The following is a 14,488-nucleotide window of genomic DNA, read 5'->3' on the forward strand; positions in this document are numbered from 1 at the left end:
GATGCCATGATCATGCGGGTGATGGACGGGATCATGGCGATTCCGGGCATCCTGCTCGCCATTGCCCTGGTCGCAGTTTCGGGCGCCAGCCTCATGACGGTGCTTGTCGCTATCGCCATCCCCGAAATCCCGCGCATGACCCGACTGGTGCGCGGGGTCATCCTCAGCGTGCGCAACGAACCCTATGTCGAGGCGGCGCTGACGCTCGGCACCCCGACCCATACGATCCTGATCAAGCATATGTTCCCCAACACCTTCGCGCCGCTGATCGTGCAGGGAACCTACGTCTTCGCCTCGGCGGTGCTGCTCGAGGCAATCCTCAGCTTCCTCGGCGCCGGCATCCCGCCCGAGATACCATCCTGGGGCAATATCGTCGCCGAAGGGCGCAAGTTCTTCCAGCTGGTGCCCGGGCCGGTGATCTATCCGGGGCTGTTCCTGTCGATCACCATCCTCAGCATCAACCTTCTGGGGGACGCCCTGCGCGACGCGCTCGACCCCAAGCTCGCGGCGAGGCTCTGACACCCATGCAGCCCGCCTCCCCCCATCCGACGCCGCCGCAGACGAGGCCCGCCATGCCAGACCTTCACGCCCCGCCCCCTCGGCCCGGAGCCGCCGGGCAGCCGGACGTCGTCCTCAGCGTCGAAGACCTGGTGATCACCACCACCGGCCCTTCCCCGCGCCGCCTCGTCGACCGGCTGTCATTCGAGCTAGCCGCCGGCGAAACGCTGTGCATCGTGGGGGAATCGGGGTCGGGCAAGTCGCTGACATCCTTCGCCATCATGGGGCTGCTGCCGCCGGATGCGCTCAAGGTGCACTCGGGCAGGATCGTGCTGGACGGGCGCAACCTGCTCGAACTCTCACAGGCCGAGCTGCGCAAGCTGCGCGCCGTGCGCATGTCGATGGTGTTCCAGGAACCCATGACTTCGCTCAACCCGGTGCAGCGCGTCGGCGACCAGATCGCCGAGGTCATCCACCTGCACGAGCCCGGCTGCAGCAAGGCCGAAAGCCGCGCCCGCGTGCTCAGGATGCTCGCCGATGTCGGCCTGCCCGACCCGCCGCGCATCCACGCCTCCTACCCGCACGAGCTGTCGGGGGGGCAGCGCCAGCGCATCATGATCGCCATGGCGCTGATCCTCGAGCCGCGGCTGCTGATCGCCGACGAGCCGACGACCGCCCTCGACGTCACCACGCAGAAACAGATCCTGTCCCTGATCAAGGAGCTGCAGCGCGCGCGGGGCACCTCGGTGATCTTCGTCACCCATGATTTCGGCGTGGTGGCCGAGATCGCCGACCGCATCCTGGTGATGCGCCGGGGTGAACTGATCGAAATCGGTAGCCGCGACGCCATCCTCAGCCGGCCGGCGAACGACTATACGCGGGCGCTGATCGCGTCGGTCCCCTCGATCCACCCGCCGGCCCGTGCCCCGCACACGGGCGAGACCCTGCTGAGCGTGCGCGCGCTGAGCAAGCGTTACGAACTGGGCGGCTTCCTGTCTAAGCGCCGGCAGGTGCATGCGCTCAAGGAGGTTTCGCTCGACATCGCGCGCGACGAGATCGTCGGCATCGTCGGCGAATCTGGCTCCGGCAAGTCGACGCTGGCGCGCTCGATCATCGGCCTCATCGAGCCCAGCGAGGGCGAGATCCGTCTTGGCGGCCAATCCCTGGCCGGGCGCTGCGCCAGGCGCGGCATTGCCGACAAGCGCCGTATCCAGATCGTCTTCCAGGACCCGTTCCGGTCGCTGAACCCCCGCGCCCGCATCGGCGAATCGCTGACCGAGGGCCTGCGCAACGCCGGCGTCGACCCCGCCGAGGCGCGCCAGCGCGTCGTCCGCATGCTGTCGCTGGTGGGGCTCGAGGCAGAGGTGCTCGAGCGCTACCCCCACCAGTTCTCGGGCGGCCAGCGCCAGCGCCTGTGCCTGGCGCGCGCCATCGTCATGGAGCCCGACATCCTCATCGCCGACGAGTCCGTCTCGGCGCTGGACGTGCTGGTGCAGGAGCAGGTGCTGGACCTGCTCATGGACATCAAGCGGCGCACCGGCGTGGCCATCGTCTTCATCACCCACGATCTGCGCGTGGCGGCCCAGATTTCCGACCGCATCGTCGTCATGCAGCACGGGCGCATCGTCGAAATGGGCGAGCCGGCCGCGGTGATCACGCATCCGCAGCAGGACTACACCCGCGAGCTCATCGGCTCGGCGCCGGGATTGCATTGGGATTTCAAGAATTTTCGCGCCTATGCCTGAACCTGCCGCGCCCGGCCAGGGGGCGGCGCCACACCCCGCACCTTCTGCCTGGCCCAAGGCGCTCGCCGGCGGCACGGGCAGATCGACTACGAAGGAGTAAACATGCCCAGATTCGTCACCGTCGCAGCCGGTCAACTCGGCCCCATCGCCCGGGATGACAGCCGTGCCCAGGTGGTCGAGCGCCTGCTTGCCCATCTGCACGGGGCCAAGGCCATGGGTTGCGACCTCGTCGTCTTTCCCGAGCTGGCGCTAACCACCTTCTTTCCGCGCTGGTATGAGGAAGACCTGGACCTGGCCGAGCATTTCTACGAGACGCAGATGCCGGGGCCGGAAACGCAGGTGCTGTTCGACACGGCCCGCGACCTGCAGATCGGCTTCTATCTCGGCTATGCCGAGATGGTGATCGAAGCGGGACGCAAGCGTCGCTACAACACCTCGATCCTGGTCGAGCGGGACGGATCGATTGCCGGCAAGTATCGCAAGGTGCACCTGCCCGGCCACGCCGAGAACGAGCCCTGGCGCCGCTTCCAGCACCTCGAGAAATACTATTTCGAGCCCGGCCCCAGCTTCGACGTCTATGACGCCTTCGGCGGCGTCATGGGCATGGCCCTGTGCAATGACCGCCGCTGGTCCGAGACCTACCGCATGATGGGGCTGCAGGGGGCCGAGATGATCATGCTCGGCTACAACACGCCGGTGCATAATCCGCCGGCCCCCGAGCACGACGACCTGTCGATGTTCCACAACCACCTGGTGATGCAGGCGGGCGCCTACGAGAACGGCACCTGGGTGGTGGGCGTGGCCAAGGCCGGCAACGAGGAAGGCATCGAGATGATCGGCGGCAGCGCCATCATCGCCCCCTCGGGCGAGATCGTGGCCGCCTGCTCGACCAAGGGCGACGAACTGGCGGTCGCCCGCTGCGATCTGGACCTGTGCCATTCTTACAAGAGCACCACATTCAACTTCGAGCGCCACCGCCGGCCCGAGGCCTACGGCCTTATCACCGCGCAGCGCGGGGCCCGGCGGCCCTGGTAGGGCCGGTCCGCGCCGGGGCCACGCTCCGGTGCGGACGTCTCCCCGGGGGACACCAGCCCCGCGCCCCTCGGCGAGGGCAGCTCCCCCTCGCGGCAGTCCTCAAGGGTTGCAGTGCAGGCAGTTCCCCGGGTCGGCAGCGCAGACGCCGTCGCCTCTGCCATGGCGGACGGTGTGCCCGCAGGCCGGACAGCCGTGGATTTCGTGTTTGACCAGCGTGGTCGGCGTGCCGCAGGCCGCGCAGGGAAGCCCGCAGTCCACGTCGACCAGCCCCCAGCCGTAGCTCCCGCACTTCGGGCAGTGCCGAGACAGCCTGCCGGCAAGGGCCTCGGCGGCCCGGCCAATCGTTTGCATGCGGCGGGGATTGTGGTTGGCCCGCATGTCCGTTTGGACCAAGGCATGCCCGTCCTCTGAGCGGGCGATGGCCGACCTGATCGCGTCGATCAGTTCGGGCAGCGTTCTCAGCCCCTTGCTGTAGCTGCCGCCCTGTGCCGCCGAGACGACGAGGCTGGTCCGGGGGAAATCGAACCGGGCAAACACGATATCGAGGTCATCGAGGCCGGCGACGCGACAGCTCGCAAAGCGCGGCTGGGGGTCGATCACCTGCTCGACGATCTCCAGGCCGTCGGCGCGATGCCAAAGCAACAGGACCTCACGTCCGAGCGGAACGATAGTACGCTCGGATGTGGACCATAACCGCCCTCGCTGCCGATGCCGGCCTCGAGCCCGGTCATCTCGCAGGCCGCCCGGGCTTTGGCGCGGGCTGCATCCAGCATGGATCCCAACCGCGGGACCTCGCCGGTAAAGGTGCCGAACGCGTCCGCATCGAGGCCCGCGGGCACCGATACGGCAATGCCGGCTCGGCCGAGTGGCGGCGCAATGGCGGCGGCCTTGCCGTGCTTGGTGCCGAGTGCGACCCGGTCCGGCAGGGTCATGCCGCCTCCAGTGTCGCCACTCGCTCCCAGCTAAGTCCCTGCCTATAGCGGGCAACGACAATGCCCTTGTCGAGCGCCAAGAGGTGCAGCCAGCCGTTGTCGAACAGCGCTCTCACCGCGGGATGGCGCGCCAGAATGTCGTCCATCGCCTCGGTTGGCGCCTCGACCAGGACGGACAGCCGCAGCGGCTCGTGCGCAAAGGCCACGCCATCATGAACGGCCTGGAGCGGAAGGCCCGTCCGCAACCTCCCGCCGTTGCCGGTGACGACGCCGAAGCCGCCGACCACATTGTGGAGTTGCTTGTCGCCGGCGCCGAAAACCTCGGGGGCGACGGTGGAGCCGTAGTACTGCAGGCTGATCCAGCTCGCCACCACCACCGGCGCGGTAAGGATGAGCTCGAGCGTCTTGAAGTCCTTGTCCGTCGTCCAGTCGTAGCTGTGAAGGAAGCAGCGGCCGCCAAGATCGCGGGCCCGCGTGATCGTGCGCGGCGCGGCGATGAAGCCGGCGCAGCCCGCGAGGCCCCACTCGGGCCGCAGTTCGGCCCAGTCGAGCGCGCGCCTGGCGACGGTGCCGGCGGTCGCGCCCGGCAGGCGCGTGGCCCGCTCCATGCGCGTCATCGCGCCGGCCGTCGCCAGCCAGGCCCGCGCCCTGGCCAGGTCTCCGGCGTGGGATGGCGCGGCCGTATCGACGAACAGGCGGACCTCGTCGGTCGTGGTGACATGGAGGGCCGCAACGAAGAGCGTGTCGGCCGGAAGAGGCATTCCCCGGGCGGCGAGTTCCCTGCGGACCTCGGCATCGTTGAGCAGATCGGCGAGCACGCGCGCCGAGACCTCGCCGCTATGGCCGCCGCAGGCCCCACAGTGATAAGCGCTTTCGTGCGGATTATTGGTGACCTGCGTGCCGTGGCCGACAAGAAGCACCAGCCGGGCCTGGTTGGCGGTAAGCCCCATCGAGACAAGCACCTTCGCGCCGATATCGGCCTTGGCCGTCACCGGCAGCGGCAGTTCGAACCGGGGCAACTGGCCGGCGGCATGGTCTGCGCCCTGGATCCCCAGGGCCGCGCACAGAAGCTTGGCGCCGTAGCCAATCCCCGCGGCTTCCACAAAGGCGAACGAGGAGACGGCGGCCTGCCGAAACCGGCCCCAGGCGCGCTTCCCCCGCGCGGCAACGCGGAATGCCGATTCGGCCCCCTCGGCCGCATGGCTCGAGACCGTCAGGACCGGCTTGAGCAAGGCCGGAAGATGGCTGTCCAGCGCGTCGGTTCCATGCGCGCGGTGGGCGAGTGGAAGACCGAAGAACCCGGCAAAGCCCAGGGTCTCGATGGACGGGTCAAGGCTTTCGAGGGCGCGCCGAAGGACCTCAGACCGCACATCGATGCAAAATGCCGCCTGCAGGGCCGGCCGCCCCCGGGGGCCGGCCTGCGAGGTGGAAAGGCAGCCCGCCAGCCGGCGCTGGTGGGCCCGCTCGGCCGCATCCTGAAGGATGGCATCGATGACGGCATCGGCAGTAGGTGCCACCGGCCTGGCATGGGCCGCGACAACCTTGTTCCACGCCGCGCCGACCTCGGGCGCGTGCGCAAGCAAGGCTTCCTCCCAGACCAGACGAATGGCAAGGAGTTCGAGCAGCGTCGTGTCGCTTTCGCCTTCGAGCTCGGCCTGCCACAGCAGGAAGCGTGCATGCTGCGCCCACCCGCCCAGATCGCTCAGGAGCCGATGGAAAGCCATGGGCGCCGCCTCCTCGGTCAGGCCGAGCCGATCCGCCGCCCGCAGAATGGCACGTTCCGCCGTGTCGGGCGCGGCCGCGACGTGGGCGCAGAAGCCCCGGAGGCCGGCAATCTCCGGCGTCAGGTCGTTGATGGCCCATTCGCGCCAGGCAGCGTAGGCGCCTTGGCAGGGCGTCGGCAGCCAGAGGGCTTGCCCGCGATCGAAGTGACCAGCGGCCCACAGGCCCAGGCACTTCTCGATCACGGCGTTCCAGTCCGTGCCGGTCAGGTTCTGTGCCAGCGTCGCGATGGTGGGCTGCGCACTCGGCGCGGCAGGCTCGACGCCGAGCGCGGCCTTGAGCCCGGCCAGATCGAGAGGCCGCAGTGGCGATTTCGACGCCGCAAGCGCGGAAGACAGATCCGCATCGGTGATGTCGCCCTTGGCGAGGCCCTTTGCATAGTGCTTCCGCGCCGGCGTCACCCGGATGCCGGCGACCCGTGCGAGCCGGTTCGCGGCGGTGGCGAGATCCTCCCCCGCCTGGCCGAGGAACGGGTTCACCGCCACGGTCGCCGTGAGCGGGAAGGCCGGTGGAATGGCCCGTGCCGCATGGTCGGCGGCGGCCCTGAGGGCTTCCAGCCGTGAATGGTGGGGGGCGAGAATGTCGCTGTACATCGAATTGCTCCGAGACTCAGGGCTTCCCGGCGGCACCGAAGCCGCCGATCAGCCGATCGAGAATGGCATTGAGATAGAGGCCGTTGGCGAGGTGGACGCGCAGTCCGGCGGCGACGGGATGGTGCGCCCACAGGGGGAACATGGCCTGCACGACCGCCACCACGGCGAACGACAGGAGCGCCAGCACGATGAGGGCCCATTCGAGCGGGCCGGCCTGGGGCACCTCGGGGAGCAGCCCGCCCCACAGCCAGTCGGCGAGGCGGTGGAAGCCAAAATAGAGCAGCGTGGCGCCCAGCGAGGCGAGCACCGTGCGACGGGTCAGCGCGCGCGGTGCGGCATCGGCAAGGCCCTGCGCAACCAGGTAGGCGACGCCGAGGACGAGGATCGCGCCCAGGGCAAGCGCCCGGGCGGACTTCGCCCCGAGCAGGAGCGCGAAGACCAGTGCGACGGTTGCATAGAGGCCCAGGGCGAGCACGAACGCCCTTCCCACCGCCCAGGGTCCCGGCACCGCGACCGGGCCGGGCCGCCGGGTCGCCGCCACCGCCAGCACGGCCGAGCCCGAAGAGAGGAAGGCATGAGCCTTGTAGAAGGAGTGCGCAACGATGTGCAGCAGCGCCAGCGGCCAGAGGCCGAGACCGCACTGCAGCAACATGAAGCCCATCTGGGCGACGGTCGACCAGGCCAGCGCCGTCTTGACCGCGCTTTGCGTCAGCATGACGGCTGCGCCGAACAGTGCCGTCAACCCTCCGATCATGACCAGCGCCGCCATGGCGCCGGGGCTGGCACTCACCATCGGCGAGAGCTTGATGAGCAGGACGCCGCCCGAATTGATGATGCCGGCATGCAGGAAGGCGGAGACCGGCGTCGGCGCCTCCATGACCTCGGTCACCCAGCCATGCAGCGGAAAGGCCGCGGTCTTGAGCACTGCTGCGAGCACGATCAGGGCCACCGCGGCCTGGCCGAGCGCCGACAGGCCGCCTTGCGGGGCAGTCCCGAGGCCGCCGGGATGGCCGCCCTCGGTACTGGCCATGAGCAGCACGGTGGCAAGCACCAGTGCGCTGTCGGCGGCGCCCCACACCATGGCGAACTTGGCAGCGGCACGCCTCGCGGCCGGCCTCTCGGGGAAGAAGAGAAGCAATTGCCGGAGGCCGATGCCGATGGCGACGAAGGCGAGCACCAGGGCGGGCAGGCTGGCCGAGGCGGTAAGGACCAGCACCGCCGACAGGGTGGCGAGCAGCGGCGTATGAAAGCGGCTGCCCCCCTCGACCCCGACGAGATAGGTGCGGGCGTAGCGCACGACGATCCAGCCGATGAAGGCGACGAGCAGTTGCAGCGTCACGCCGATCGGCTCGATCCGGAACGAAAGCGCGGCCAGCATGGGGCCGGGGGTGAACGTCGCCGGGCCGCCGAGGAGCAACCCGGCGAGACCGAGAACGGTCAGCCCCAGTGCGACGAGGGCGCTGTATTCGGCGAGCCGGCCCAGCCCTTGATCATCGCGACGCAGGATCGCGCCCAGGGCGGCGACGAGAAGCGGCGGCAACGGGGCGAGAAAGCCGGCCTCGATGAGCGGAGCCATCGGTTGATCCCTTGAGGTGCATTGACCGCAAGGGAAATAGCCGTTGCCAAAGTTCCAGAAAATTACATATTTTGGAGCCAGATTGCACAGGAAATAGAACAATGACCGTGCTCAATCTGCATCATCTCCGGCTCTTCCGGGCCGTCGCGCTCACCGGCAAGCTGTCGGAGGCGGCGCGGCAGCTGCACCTGTCGCAATCGGCGCTGTCGACCCAGATCCGCCTGCTCGAGGCGACGCTGGGCCACGACCTTTTCGAGCGGCGGGGCCGCAGGCTGGTCCTGACCGAGGCGGGGCGAATAGCACTCGACCATGCCGAAGCGATCTTCCGCGCGGCCGAGGATCTGAGTGCAACCTTGCGGGAAACCGGTCGCAGCCGGCGCACGCTGCGCGTTGGGGCGCTCGCCACGCTGTCGCGCAACTTCCAGATGTCCTTCCTGCGGCCACTGGCCGGCCGCAGCGACGTCGAGATCGTGCTGCGCTCCGGGTCGCAGACCGAGCTGCTCAAGGCGCTGGCGGCGCTGGGCCTCGACGTGGTGCTGACCAACCTCCTGCCCTTGCGTGGCGAGGAGGCGCCCTGGATGGTGCACAGCCTGGCCGAGCAGCCCGTGAGCCTGGTCGGAACCCCCGCACGCCTGGGGCCCGTGCCCCGGCCCGTTTCCGCACTCGTGGCGGAGGAGCCCCTGGTGCTGCCGGCGATGGATACGGCTCTGCGGGCGAGTTTCGATGCGCTCGCGTCGCGCCTCGGCATCGTTCCCAGGATCGCCGCGGAAGCCGACGACATGGCGATGCTGCGCCTGCTGGCCCGAGAGGATCTCGGTCTCGCGATTCTGCCGCCGATCGTGGTGCGCGACGAACTTGCGGAGGGCACGCTGCTGGAGGCCGCACGGCTCGAGGGCGTCACCGAGCGATTCCTCGCCGTGACCGTGCCCCGGCGCTTCCCCAACCCCCTGCTGCACGAACTGCTCAGCCTCGCGCGCCCCGCCGCCCCCCCTGCACCGCCGGCCAACCCCGGGTTCTAGCCCCGCGCGCGGGAACCGAGAGCAGAGCTGCCAATGCCAATGTCCCGACGCCGGTCGAAGTATTATGTTCGCTCACGCGTCTTCCGTGCGCTCGACTCGCTCCGTCGATCAATTGAGTGCACTGTCACCGTAATTCCCGAATTCCCGTAATTCCAACCAAACCTCTGACGGCGATTCCATTTCGGCACCTGTGGTCTCGAACTCCACTTGGGCGAGAAGTCCTCTGCCTTCCCACTGGCAAGCGTCCGGCGCGAATGGGCGGAGTCAGGCACCTTGCCCAACGACGCATCTCAACTCTTCCGCCCTGGAGGCGGGACTTTGGCGCCCGTTTCGTGCTCGACGCGCTCAACCGCCAGCCCCCAATAGCGCTCAAACTGCTCCGCGGTAACTGGAATGCCGGTGCACCTGTCTCTCTCGCTGGATTCCTTATTGAATGGATGCTCGGGGGCGAACATGCCACCCTTGGTGCCCGTTGGGATCGCAGAGGTTGACGGGGTCATTGAGGGCGTGGGCATAGCGGTTGGTGCCGACGCCGGGGGCGGCGGGGCTCCACCAGTCGGGCTGGAGGAACCGCCCGAGCATGGCGTCGCAGGTGCGGGCGTGGAGGTACGTGAGCCCGCTTCGGCGTCGAAGCGCTCGCCGATGAAGCCCTCGGGCTCGGCCGGGGTGAGCGGGTTGGTGACGGTCTCGACCTGCTCGCCATAGGCTCATGGACCGAAGCGCGGTAGAGCACGCCGGCAGCGTCGGTGATCGCCCGCACCGAGGCCAGGTGGTCGCGGTGCAGGGAGTGCAGCGCTGCTGGCTTACATAGCCATCGGTGAAGCCTTCGACGGCGCAGATCTCAGTGATGGTGGTAGCCTTCCCTGAGGTCAGCCTGCCGGCCAGTCCCAGGCGCGCACGATGGCGGTGACCGGCGAGCGATCGACGGAGGCACTGCTCCCGGCATTGGGCAGCACAAGCGGAGCTTGCCAAACTACATCATCCAGGACGTCCAAGCGGGAAGGGGGGCCTCTCCCGCTGGCGTCCCTGTCGCCCGAGATCGTCGAGCATTGCCGGTCGGCAGCTGACGGGGCTCAGAGCCAATCGGCTGATCTGGGGGGCGGCTGCCGATGCGATGGGAGGAGTAGACGGGGATGGGTTGGGGATGATTGCGGGAATGCACCGCGCGTCGCTTCGAGCGGCCCGCCCGACGACGTTTCACTGATACGCCCCATGGCCGGCGCTCGTGCCGTCTGGAACAAAATTCCTGCCCCTGAGTTATTGCCCGAGATCAGGGGGGTCACATGAGAATCTTGATTGTCGACGACGAGCCCCTCATCCGGCTGGGCTTGATGAGCCTTGTCGAAGAGTGGGGCTACGAGGCCGACATGGCCGCCGATGCAAAGTCGGCCATCGCCTTGATGGAACAGGAGCGCTTTGACCTCATCATCACGGATGTCGACATGCCTGGCATGGACGGCATCGCTCTCGCCCACTACGCCGCGTCTACTTGGCCGCCCATCCGGATCATAGTCGTTTCCGGCAAGATTACGGTTGACGCAGCCAGCCTTCCGGATGGGGCCAGATTCCTGGCGAAGCCCTGCAGCGATACCATCCTGAACGCAGCCATAGCGGAGATGCGACCGACGTGAGCGCAGCGGGGGAGGCTAGCACATCCGTCACGAACAAAGGCCGCGTGGGCATCCACCAGCGGTGGGAGGCCGCCGATTCGGTCATTGCCGGCGCGGTACTGCTGGTGGCAGTCATCCTCGCCATCTTCACCTTTCTATGCGTCCAAGGCTACGACAACACCATCCGAGAAGCGAAGGCGAGGGCCGAGCGCTCTGCCGCTGTGGTGGGTCTGGGTAGCAGGTGGATGATCCTTTCGATCCTGTCGTCGCTCGACGCTACCACCGCGTCCGGTGGCGGGCAGGCAGACAGCATCAAGGACAGCGCCTCCCAGCTACCCGCGGATGTGACCATTGCCGTGTATGACGCCGCGGGGCGAGCACAGGGCGAGGTCGATGAACGAACGCCTTCCAGCATCGCTGAACGGGAGTATTTTCGGGTGCTGGCGAACGGGCAGGAGTGGGCGCTCGGCGCGCAGGAGGCGACTGCTGCAGGACGAACCACCTTCGCCATCGCGAGGCGCATCGTCAGCAACGGCCAGTTTTCAGGGGCAATTGTCGCTTCCATCGACACCGGACTTCTGGAAACTCTGTCGGCTCCTCAAGACCTGGGGCCTGGGTCGACGGTAAGTCTGGTGCGAGAAGATGGCTGGGTGATCGCCCGTAACCCACCACTTGCCGAGCCAACCAACCTGAATACCTCTCCAGCAATGGAGCAAATTCGGTCCGCGCCCGCAGGATCGTACAGCTCCAATGCCTCTCCAGTTGACGGCGTGAGCCGGCTGGTTGGGTTCAGCCAGGTGCCCGACCTCGGTTATATCGCCATAGCCTCCATTGCCACCGACACCGCGCTGGCCGGCCTATGGTACGCGATATGGGTCGTCTCCCTCTTGCTCGCTCCGATAGCGCTGGCAGTATTGGTCGGATCGTTGATGACGGCCCGGCTGCTGAGAAAGACGCAGTCTGCTCAACGCTCACTCACCAAGGCGCTGGACCACAACGAAGCGTTGTTCAGGGAGATCCATCACCGGGTCAAGAACAACCTGCAGTCGATAAACTCCCTGCTGCAGATTCACCCCATACCCCCTGAGGTACGCGCAGACATCAGCAAGCGAATATTCGCAATGTCGGCCGTTCACGAGCACATCTACCGTTCTAGCGACTTCGGTGATGTCCGCGTCAGGGACTACCTGCACACCCTGATCCAGAACATCCGCGATGGGGCCGATCCAAAGGTAGAAATCAACGAGGACTTGCATGACGTTGTCGTCGACAAGGACGCAGCAGCGCCCCTCGGGTTGATCCTCAGCGAGGTCCTGACCAATTCCTTAAAGCACGCGTTTGTGGGGCGAGACCACGGCAACATACTCGTATCCCTGAAGCAGGTCGAACCAGAGCTCGCGGCTCTGGTCATCGTTGACGACGGTTCTGGCTACGATCCCACTCAACCATCCAAAGGCATCGGTCGAAGGCTTGTCCACGGCTTTGCGGCGCAACTCAATGGCGAGGTTCGATACAGTGGTGCCCAGGGCGCCCGCTTTTCCATGAGGTTTCCTTCCCGCCCGCCCCAGCCAAAGGCGTTGTAGGGCGGGGTGAGGGGCAGTCGGGCTACTTGACAGCAAGGCTTCACACTTTGAGTCAGCGTCCACCCGGCTAGGATCGTTGAGAACGGATGGCGAACACGCACCGCGAGGATTGTAGCGGCCGGCGGCAGGGCACCTGGCTTAACCGAACGTCAGCAGACAACAGCGATCGCTGACGCGACGATCAGAGTGTTTCGAGGCGACGAGTGCCACCTTGCGACCACAGTCACCATTCCGGGCGGCATCCTCAGGATCGCCGCAGGCCTGGTTCCCCGCAGCGCCCTGAAGGCGCTTCGCGACGAAGGCATCGAGCTCGAAGAGCTGGTCCGGCTCTCGGAGAGTCCGGAGGCTCACGGCGAGCTCGTTCGCATCAAGGACCACGACAAGAATGAACAGGTCGTCGCCTCGCTCGAATAATCGACAAGTAGATGCTGAGGCAAAGCCGCCAATGCCAAGTGCGAAAGTGGCCATTGGAGACAGGGCCGAGTGCATCGCGAATTTGGGGTCGGATTTGGCGGTCTCCACATGGCTTCGCGCGGCCGGCGGCGCGAATAGACGCGACGTGTCCGGGGGTTAGCGAGAGCACCCCAGCGAAACCTCAAAATCCTTTAATATCAATGACTTAATGGCGGTGGACGTAGTCCACTGAAACCAGTCTCCTTCCTCATCCACCGAGATATCAGGGAATTCCGCTCCGCCGGCGCAGCCTCGCTGCGTTGCGGAGAATTGTCTTTTCATTTCCGTGGCTTCACCATCGACTGGGTGGCAGGGTCCACTACCCACGAGGGTGCAGCATCGCTGCGGAACAGGGAATTTTGCGCCTCGTTCCGATGTCGTTTCGCGGGATCGCGATGTCGTTTCGCGGGATCGCAGGGTCGATACGTGGGATCGTTCTGCCGCAGTGCGGGATGCCGGGGTCGTTTGGCGGTTGAGCGTGGACGCTTCGCGGGACTGCGATGTTCGCCCACGGGATTGATATGTCGTCGGGTGGGACGGCGATGTCGTTTCAGGGGGCCGTGCGCCTGCTGCCGCAGTCTGACCGCTCACGAGTCGGTAGTTCCGTCGAGCGATCGCGCGATGAGCTGTCAGAGCGTGCTTTGGTGGCCTACCGAGGTTTTCAACAGCTTTAGTTTTTGACAGCCCCCTTCTCCTAAAGGGGTGTTCAAGGGGTATTCAAAGGGTGTCAAAAGTTTCGAAGGTTTTCGAGGGGCTGTCGAAGACCTTTTGAAGCCACGAGTGTCCGGTCTCGGGAGCCGGATTGAGTTCGTCGGCGGGCGCTCCGCCGTGGGGCTTGTTGCACACGGCAAGATAGTGAGCATTGTTCTTCTCCACCTGAATCAGGAGGAGAAAATGCAAACACCCCCCGCCATCGAGATGCTGCCTATCGGCACGCTGAAGCCATACGCTGGCAACGCGCGCACCCACTCGAAAAAGCAGTTGCGCCAGATTGCCGACAGCATCAAGCGGTTTGGCTTCACCAACCCGGTTCTCATCAGCGACGAGGGGGAGATTGTCGCGGGGCATGGGCGTGTGCTGGCAGCACAAGACCTAGGCCTACAGACTGTTCCTACGCTACGGCTCTCGCATCTGAGTGCCGAGGAACGACGCGCCTACGTCCTTGCCGACAACAAGCTGGCCCTGAACGCCGGATGGGACCTCGAGATCCTCTCAATCGAGCTGCAGACACTCATCGATCTCGATTTTGACGTGACGCTGACGGGGTTTTCACTTGCTGAGATCGACCTGACGCTCGACCAGGCGCGAGCGCAGGCGGTCACCGGATCGGATGCGCCCGAGGATGCGATTCCGGAACTGGCGGATCAGGCTGTCAGTGCCGCCGGTGACGTGTGGCTCCTGGGAGAGCATCGCCTCCTCTGTGGCGACTCCCGACTGCCAGACGACCTCGGGAAGCTGATGGGCGAGGAGCGGGCCGACCTCATCTTCACGGACCCTCCATACAACGTGCCCATCGACGGTCACGTCGGCGGCCTCGGTTCGATCCACCATCGCGACTTCGCCTTCGCCTCTGGCGAGATGACCTCGGCTCAGTTCGAGGAGTTTCTGAGGCTCACGCTGGGGAATGCCGCCGCAAAATCGAAAGACGGCGCCATCGCGTTC

The 14,488-nt window shown here is 66.5% G+C and carries 13 protein-coding genes; 8 read left to right on the forward strand and 5 right to left on the reverse strand.

Annotated elements, in window-relative coordinates:
• The 3 genes from VGD93_RS10645 to VGD93_RS10655 form a co-directional block, all read left to right on the forward strand.
• Positions 1 to 519, forward strand: a 519-nt coding sequence (locus tag VGD93_RS10645; protein ID WP_395011860.1) for an ABC transporter permease, incomplete at its 5' end; no start/stop codon positions are given.
• 53 nt (positions 520 to 572) lie between these two features.
• Positions 573 to 2,243 carry a dipeptide ABC transporter ATP-binding protein gene (locus tag VGD93_RS10650; protein ID WP_395011862.1) on the forward strand — a complete coding sequence of 557 codons (1,671 nt, stop codon included), beginning with the start codon at positions 573 to 575 and terminating at the stop codon, positions 2,241 to 2,243.
• 102 nt (positions 2,244 to 2,345) lie between these two features.
• Complete coding sequence (locus VGD93_RS10655) at positions 2,346 to 3,278, forward strand: N-carbamoyl-D-amino-acid hydrolase (RefSeq protein WP_395011864.1); 933 nt, start codon at positions 2,346 to 2,348, stop codon at positions 3,276 to 3,278.
• A gap of 99 nt (positions 3,279 to 3,377) precedes the next feature.
• Here VGD93_RS10655 and VGD93_RS10660 read toward each other — a convergent pair whose 3' ends face one another.
• Genes VGD93_RS10660 through VGD93_RS10675 form a run of 4 tightly spaced genes read right to left on the reverse strand, consistent with a single transcriptional unit; the run spans position 3,378 to position 8,161 of the window.
• The gene (locus VGD93_RS10660) at positions 3,378 to 3,920 is read right to left on the reverse strand and encodes a DUF6671 family protein (RefSeq protein ID WP_395011866.1); all 543 of its coding nucleotides are present in this window, start codon (positions 3,918 to 3,920) and stop codon (positions 3,378 to 3,380) included.
• Positions 3,875 to 4,210 carry a hypothetical protein gene (locus VGD93_RS10665; protein ID WP_395011868.1) on the reverse strand — a complete coding sequence of 112 codons (336 nt, stop codon included), beginning with the start codon at positions 4,208 to 4,210 and terminating at the stop codon, positions 3,875 to 3,877. The genes VGD93_RS10660 and VGD93_RS10665 overlap by 46 nt, the downstream gene beginning before the upstream one ends.
• The gene (locus tag VGD93_RS10670; protein WP_395011870.1) at positions 4,207 to 6,585 is read right to left on the reverse strand and encodes a YbcC family protein; all 2,379 of its coding nucleotides are present in this window, start codon (positions 6,583 to 6,585) and stop codon (positions 4,207 to 4,209) included. Before VGD93_RS10670 ends, VGD93_RS10665 begins: the two co-directional genes overlap by 4 nt.
• Before the next feature lie 16 nt (positions 6,586 to 6,601).
• Positions 6,602 to 8,161 (reverse strand): proton-conducting transporter membrane subunit, encoded by a 1,560-nt coding sequence (locus tag VGD93_RS10675; protein WP_395011872.1) that lies wholly within the window; start codon positions 8,159 to 8,161, stop codon positions 6,602 to 6,604.
• 101 nt (positions 8,162 to 8,262) lie between these two features.
• Here VGD93_RS10675 and VGD93_RS10680 point away from each other — a divergent pair, with 101 nt between their 5' ends.
• Entirely contained in the window at positions 8,263 to 9,180 is a 918-nt protein-coding gene (locus VGD93_RS10680) for a LysR family transcriptional regulator (protein WP_395011874.1), read from the forward strand.
• Positions 9,181 to 9,606: 426 nt separating this feature from the next.
• Here the strand turns inward: VGD93_RS10680 and VGD93_RS10685 are convergent, their stop codons facing one another.
• On the reverse strand, positions 9,607 to 9,891 hold the full coding sequence (locus tag VGD93_RS10685) for an RHS repeat-associated core domain-containing protein (RefSeq protein ID WP_395011876.1): 285 nt from the start codon (positions 9,889 to 9,891) through the stop codon (positions 9,607 to 9,609).
• A gap of 572 nt (positions 9,892 to 10,463) precedes the next feature.
• Here VGD93_RS10685 and VGD93_RS10690 point away from each other — a divergent pair.
• From VGD93_RS10690 to VGD93_RS10705, 4 genes are all read left to right on the forward strand, one after another.
• On the forward strand, positions 10,464 to 10,811 hold the full coding sequence (locus tag VGD93_RS10690; RefSeq protein ID WP_395011878.1) for a response regulator: 348 nt from the start codon (positions 10,464 to 10,466) through the stop codon (positions 10,809 to 10,811).
• A 44-nt stretch (positions 10,812 to 10,855) separates the two neighbouring features.
• Positions 10,856 to 12,373, forward strand: a complete 1,518-nt coding sequence (locus tag VGD93_RS10695; protein WP_395011880.1) for a sensor histidine kinase — start codon at positions 10,856 to 10,858, stop codon at positions 12,371 to 12,373.
• A 186-nt stretch (positions 12,374 to 12,559) separates the two neighbouring features.
• Positions 12,560 to 12,787, forward strand: a complete 228-nt coding sequence (locus VGD93_RS10700) for a hypothetical protein (RefSeq protein ID WP_395011881.1) — start codon at positions 12,560 to 12,562, stop codon at positions 12,785 to 12,787.
• Between the two features lie 819 nt (positions 12,788 to 13,606).
• On the forward strand, positions 13,607 to 14,488 hold an 882-nt coding region (locus VGD93_RS10705), incomplete at its 3' end, for a ParB N-terminal domain-containing protein (protein WP_395011883.1).

Source organism: Devosia sp., from assembly GCF_036406155.1.
Lineage (GTDB): Bacteria > Pseudomonadota > Alphaproteobacteria > Rhizobiales > Devosiaceae > Devosia_A.

Bases quoted from the DNA above. Each gene is read 5' to 3' on its own strand.
- VGD93_RS10650 (WP_395011862.1), top strand. From the start codon at position 573: ATGCCAGACCTTCACGCCCCGCCCCCTCGGCCCGGAGCCGCCGGGCAG.
- VGD93_RS10655 (WP_395011864.1), top strand. From the start codon at position 2,346: ATGCCCAGATTCGTCACCGTCGCAGCCGGTCAACTCGGCCCCATCGCC.
- VGD93_RS10665 (WP_395011868.1), bottom strand. From the start codon at position 4,210: ATGACCCTGCCGGACCGGGTCGCACTCGGCACCAAGCACGGCAAGGCC.
- VGD93_RS10670 (WP_395011870.1), bottom strand. From the start codon at position 6,585: ATGTACAGCGACATTCTCGCCCCCCACCATTCACGGCTGGAAGCCCTC.
- VGD93_RS10675 (WP_395011872.1), bottom strand. From the start codon at position 8,161: ATGGCTCCGCTCATCGAGGCCGGCTTTCTCGCCCCGTTGCCGCCGCTT.
- VGD93_RS10680 (WP_395011874.1), top strand. From the start codon at position 8,263: ATGACCGTGCTCAATCTGCATCATCTCCGGCTCTTCCGGGCCGTCGCG.
- VGD93_RS10685 (WP_395011876.1), bottom strand. From the start codon at position 9,891: ATGAGCCTATGGCGAGCAGGTCGAGACCGTCACCAACCCGCTCACCCC.
- VGD93_RS10690 (WP_395011878.1), top strand. From the start codon at position 10,464: ATGAGAATCTTGATTGTCGACGACGAGCCCCTCATCCGGCTGGGCTTG.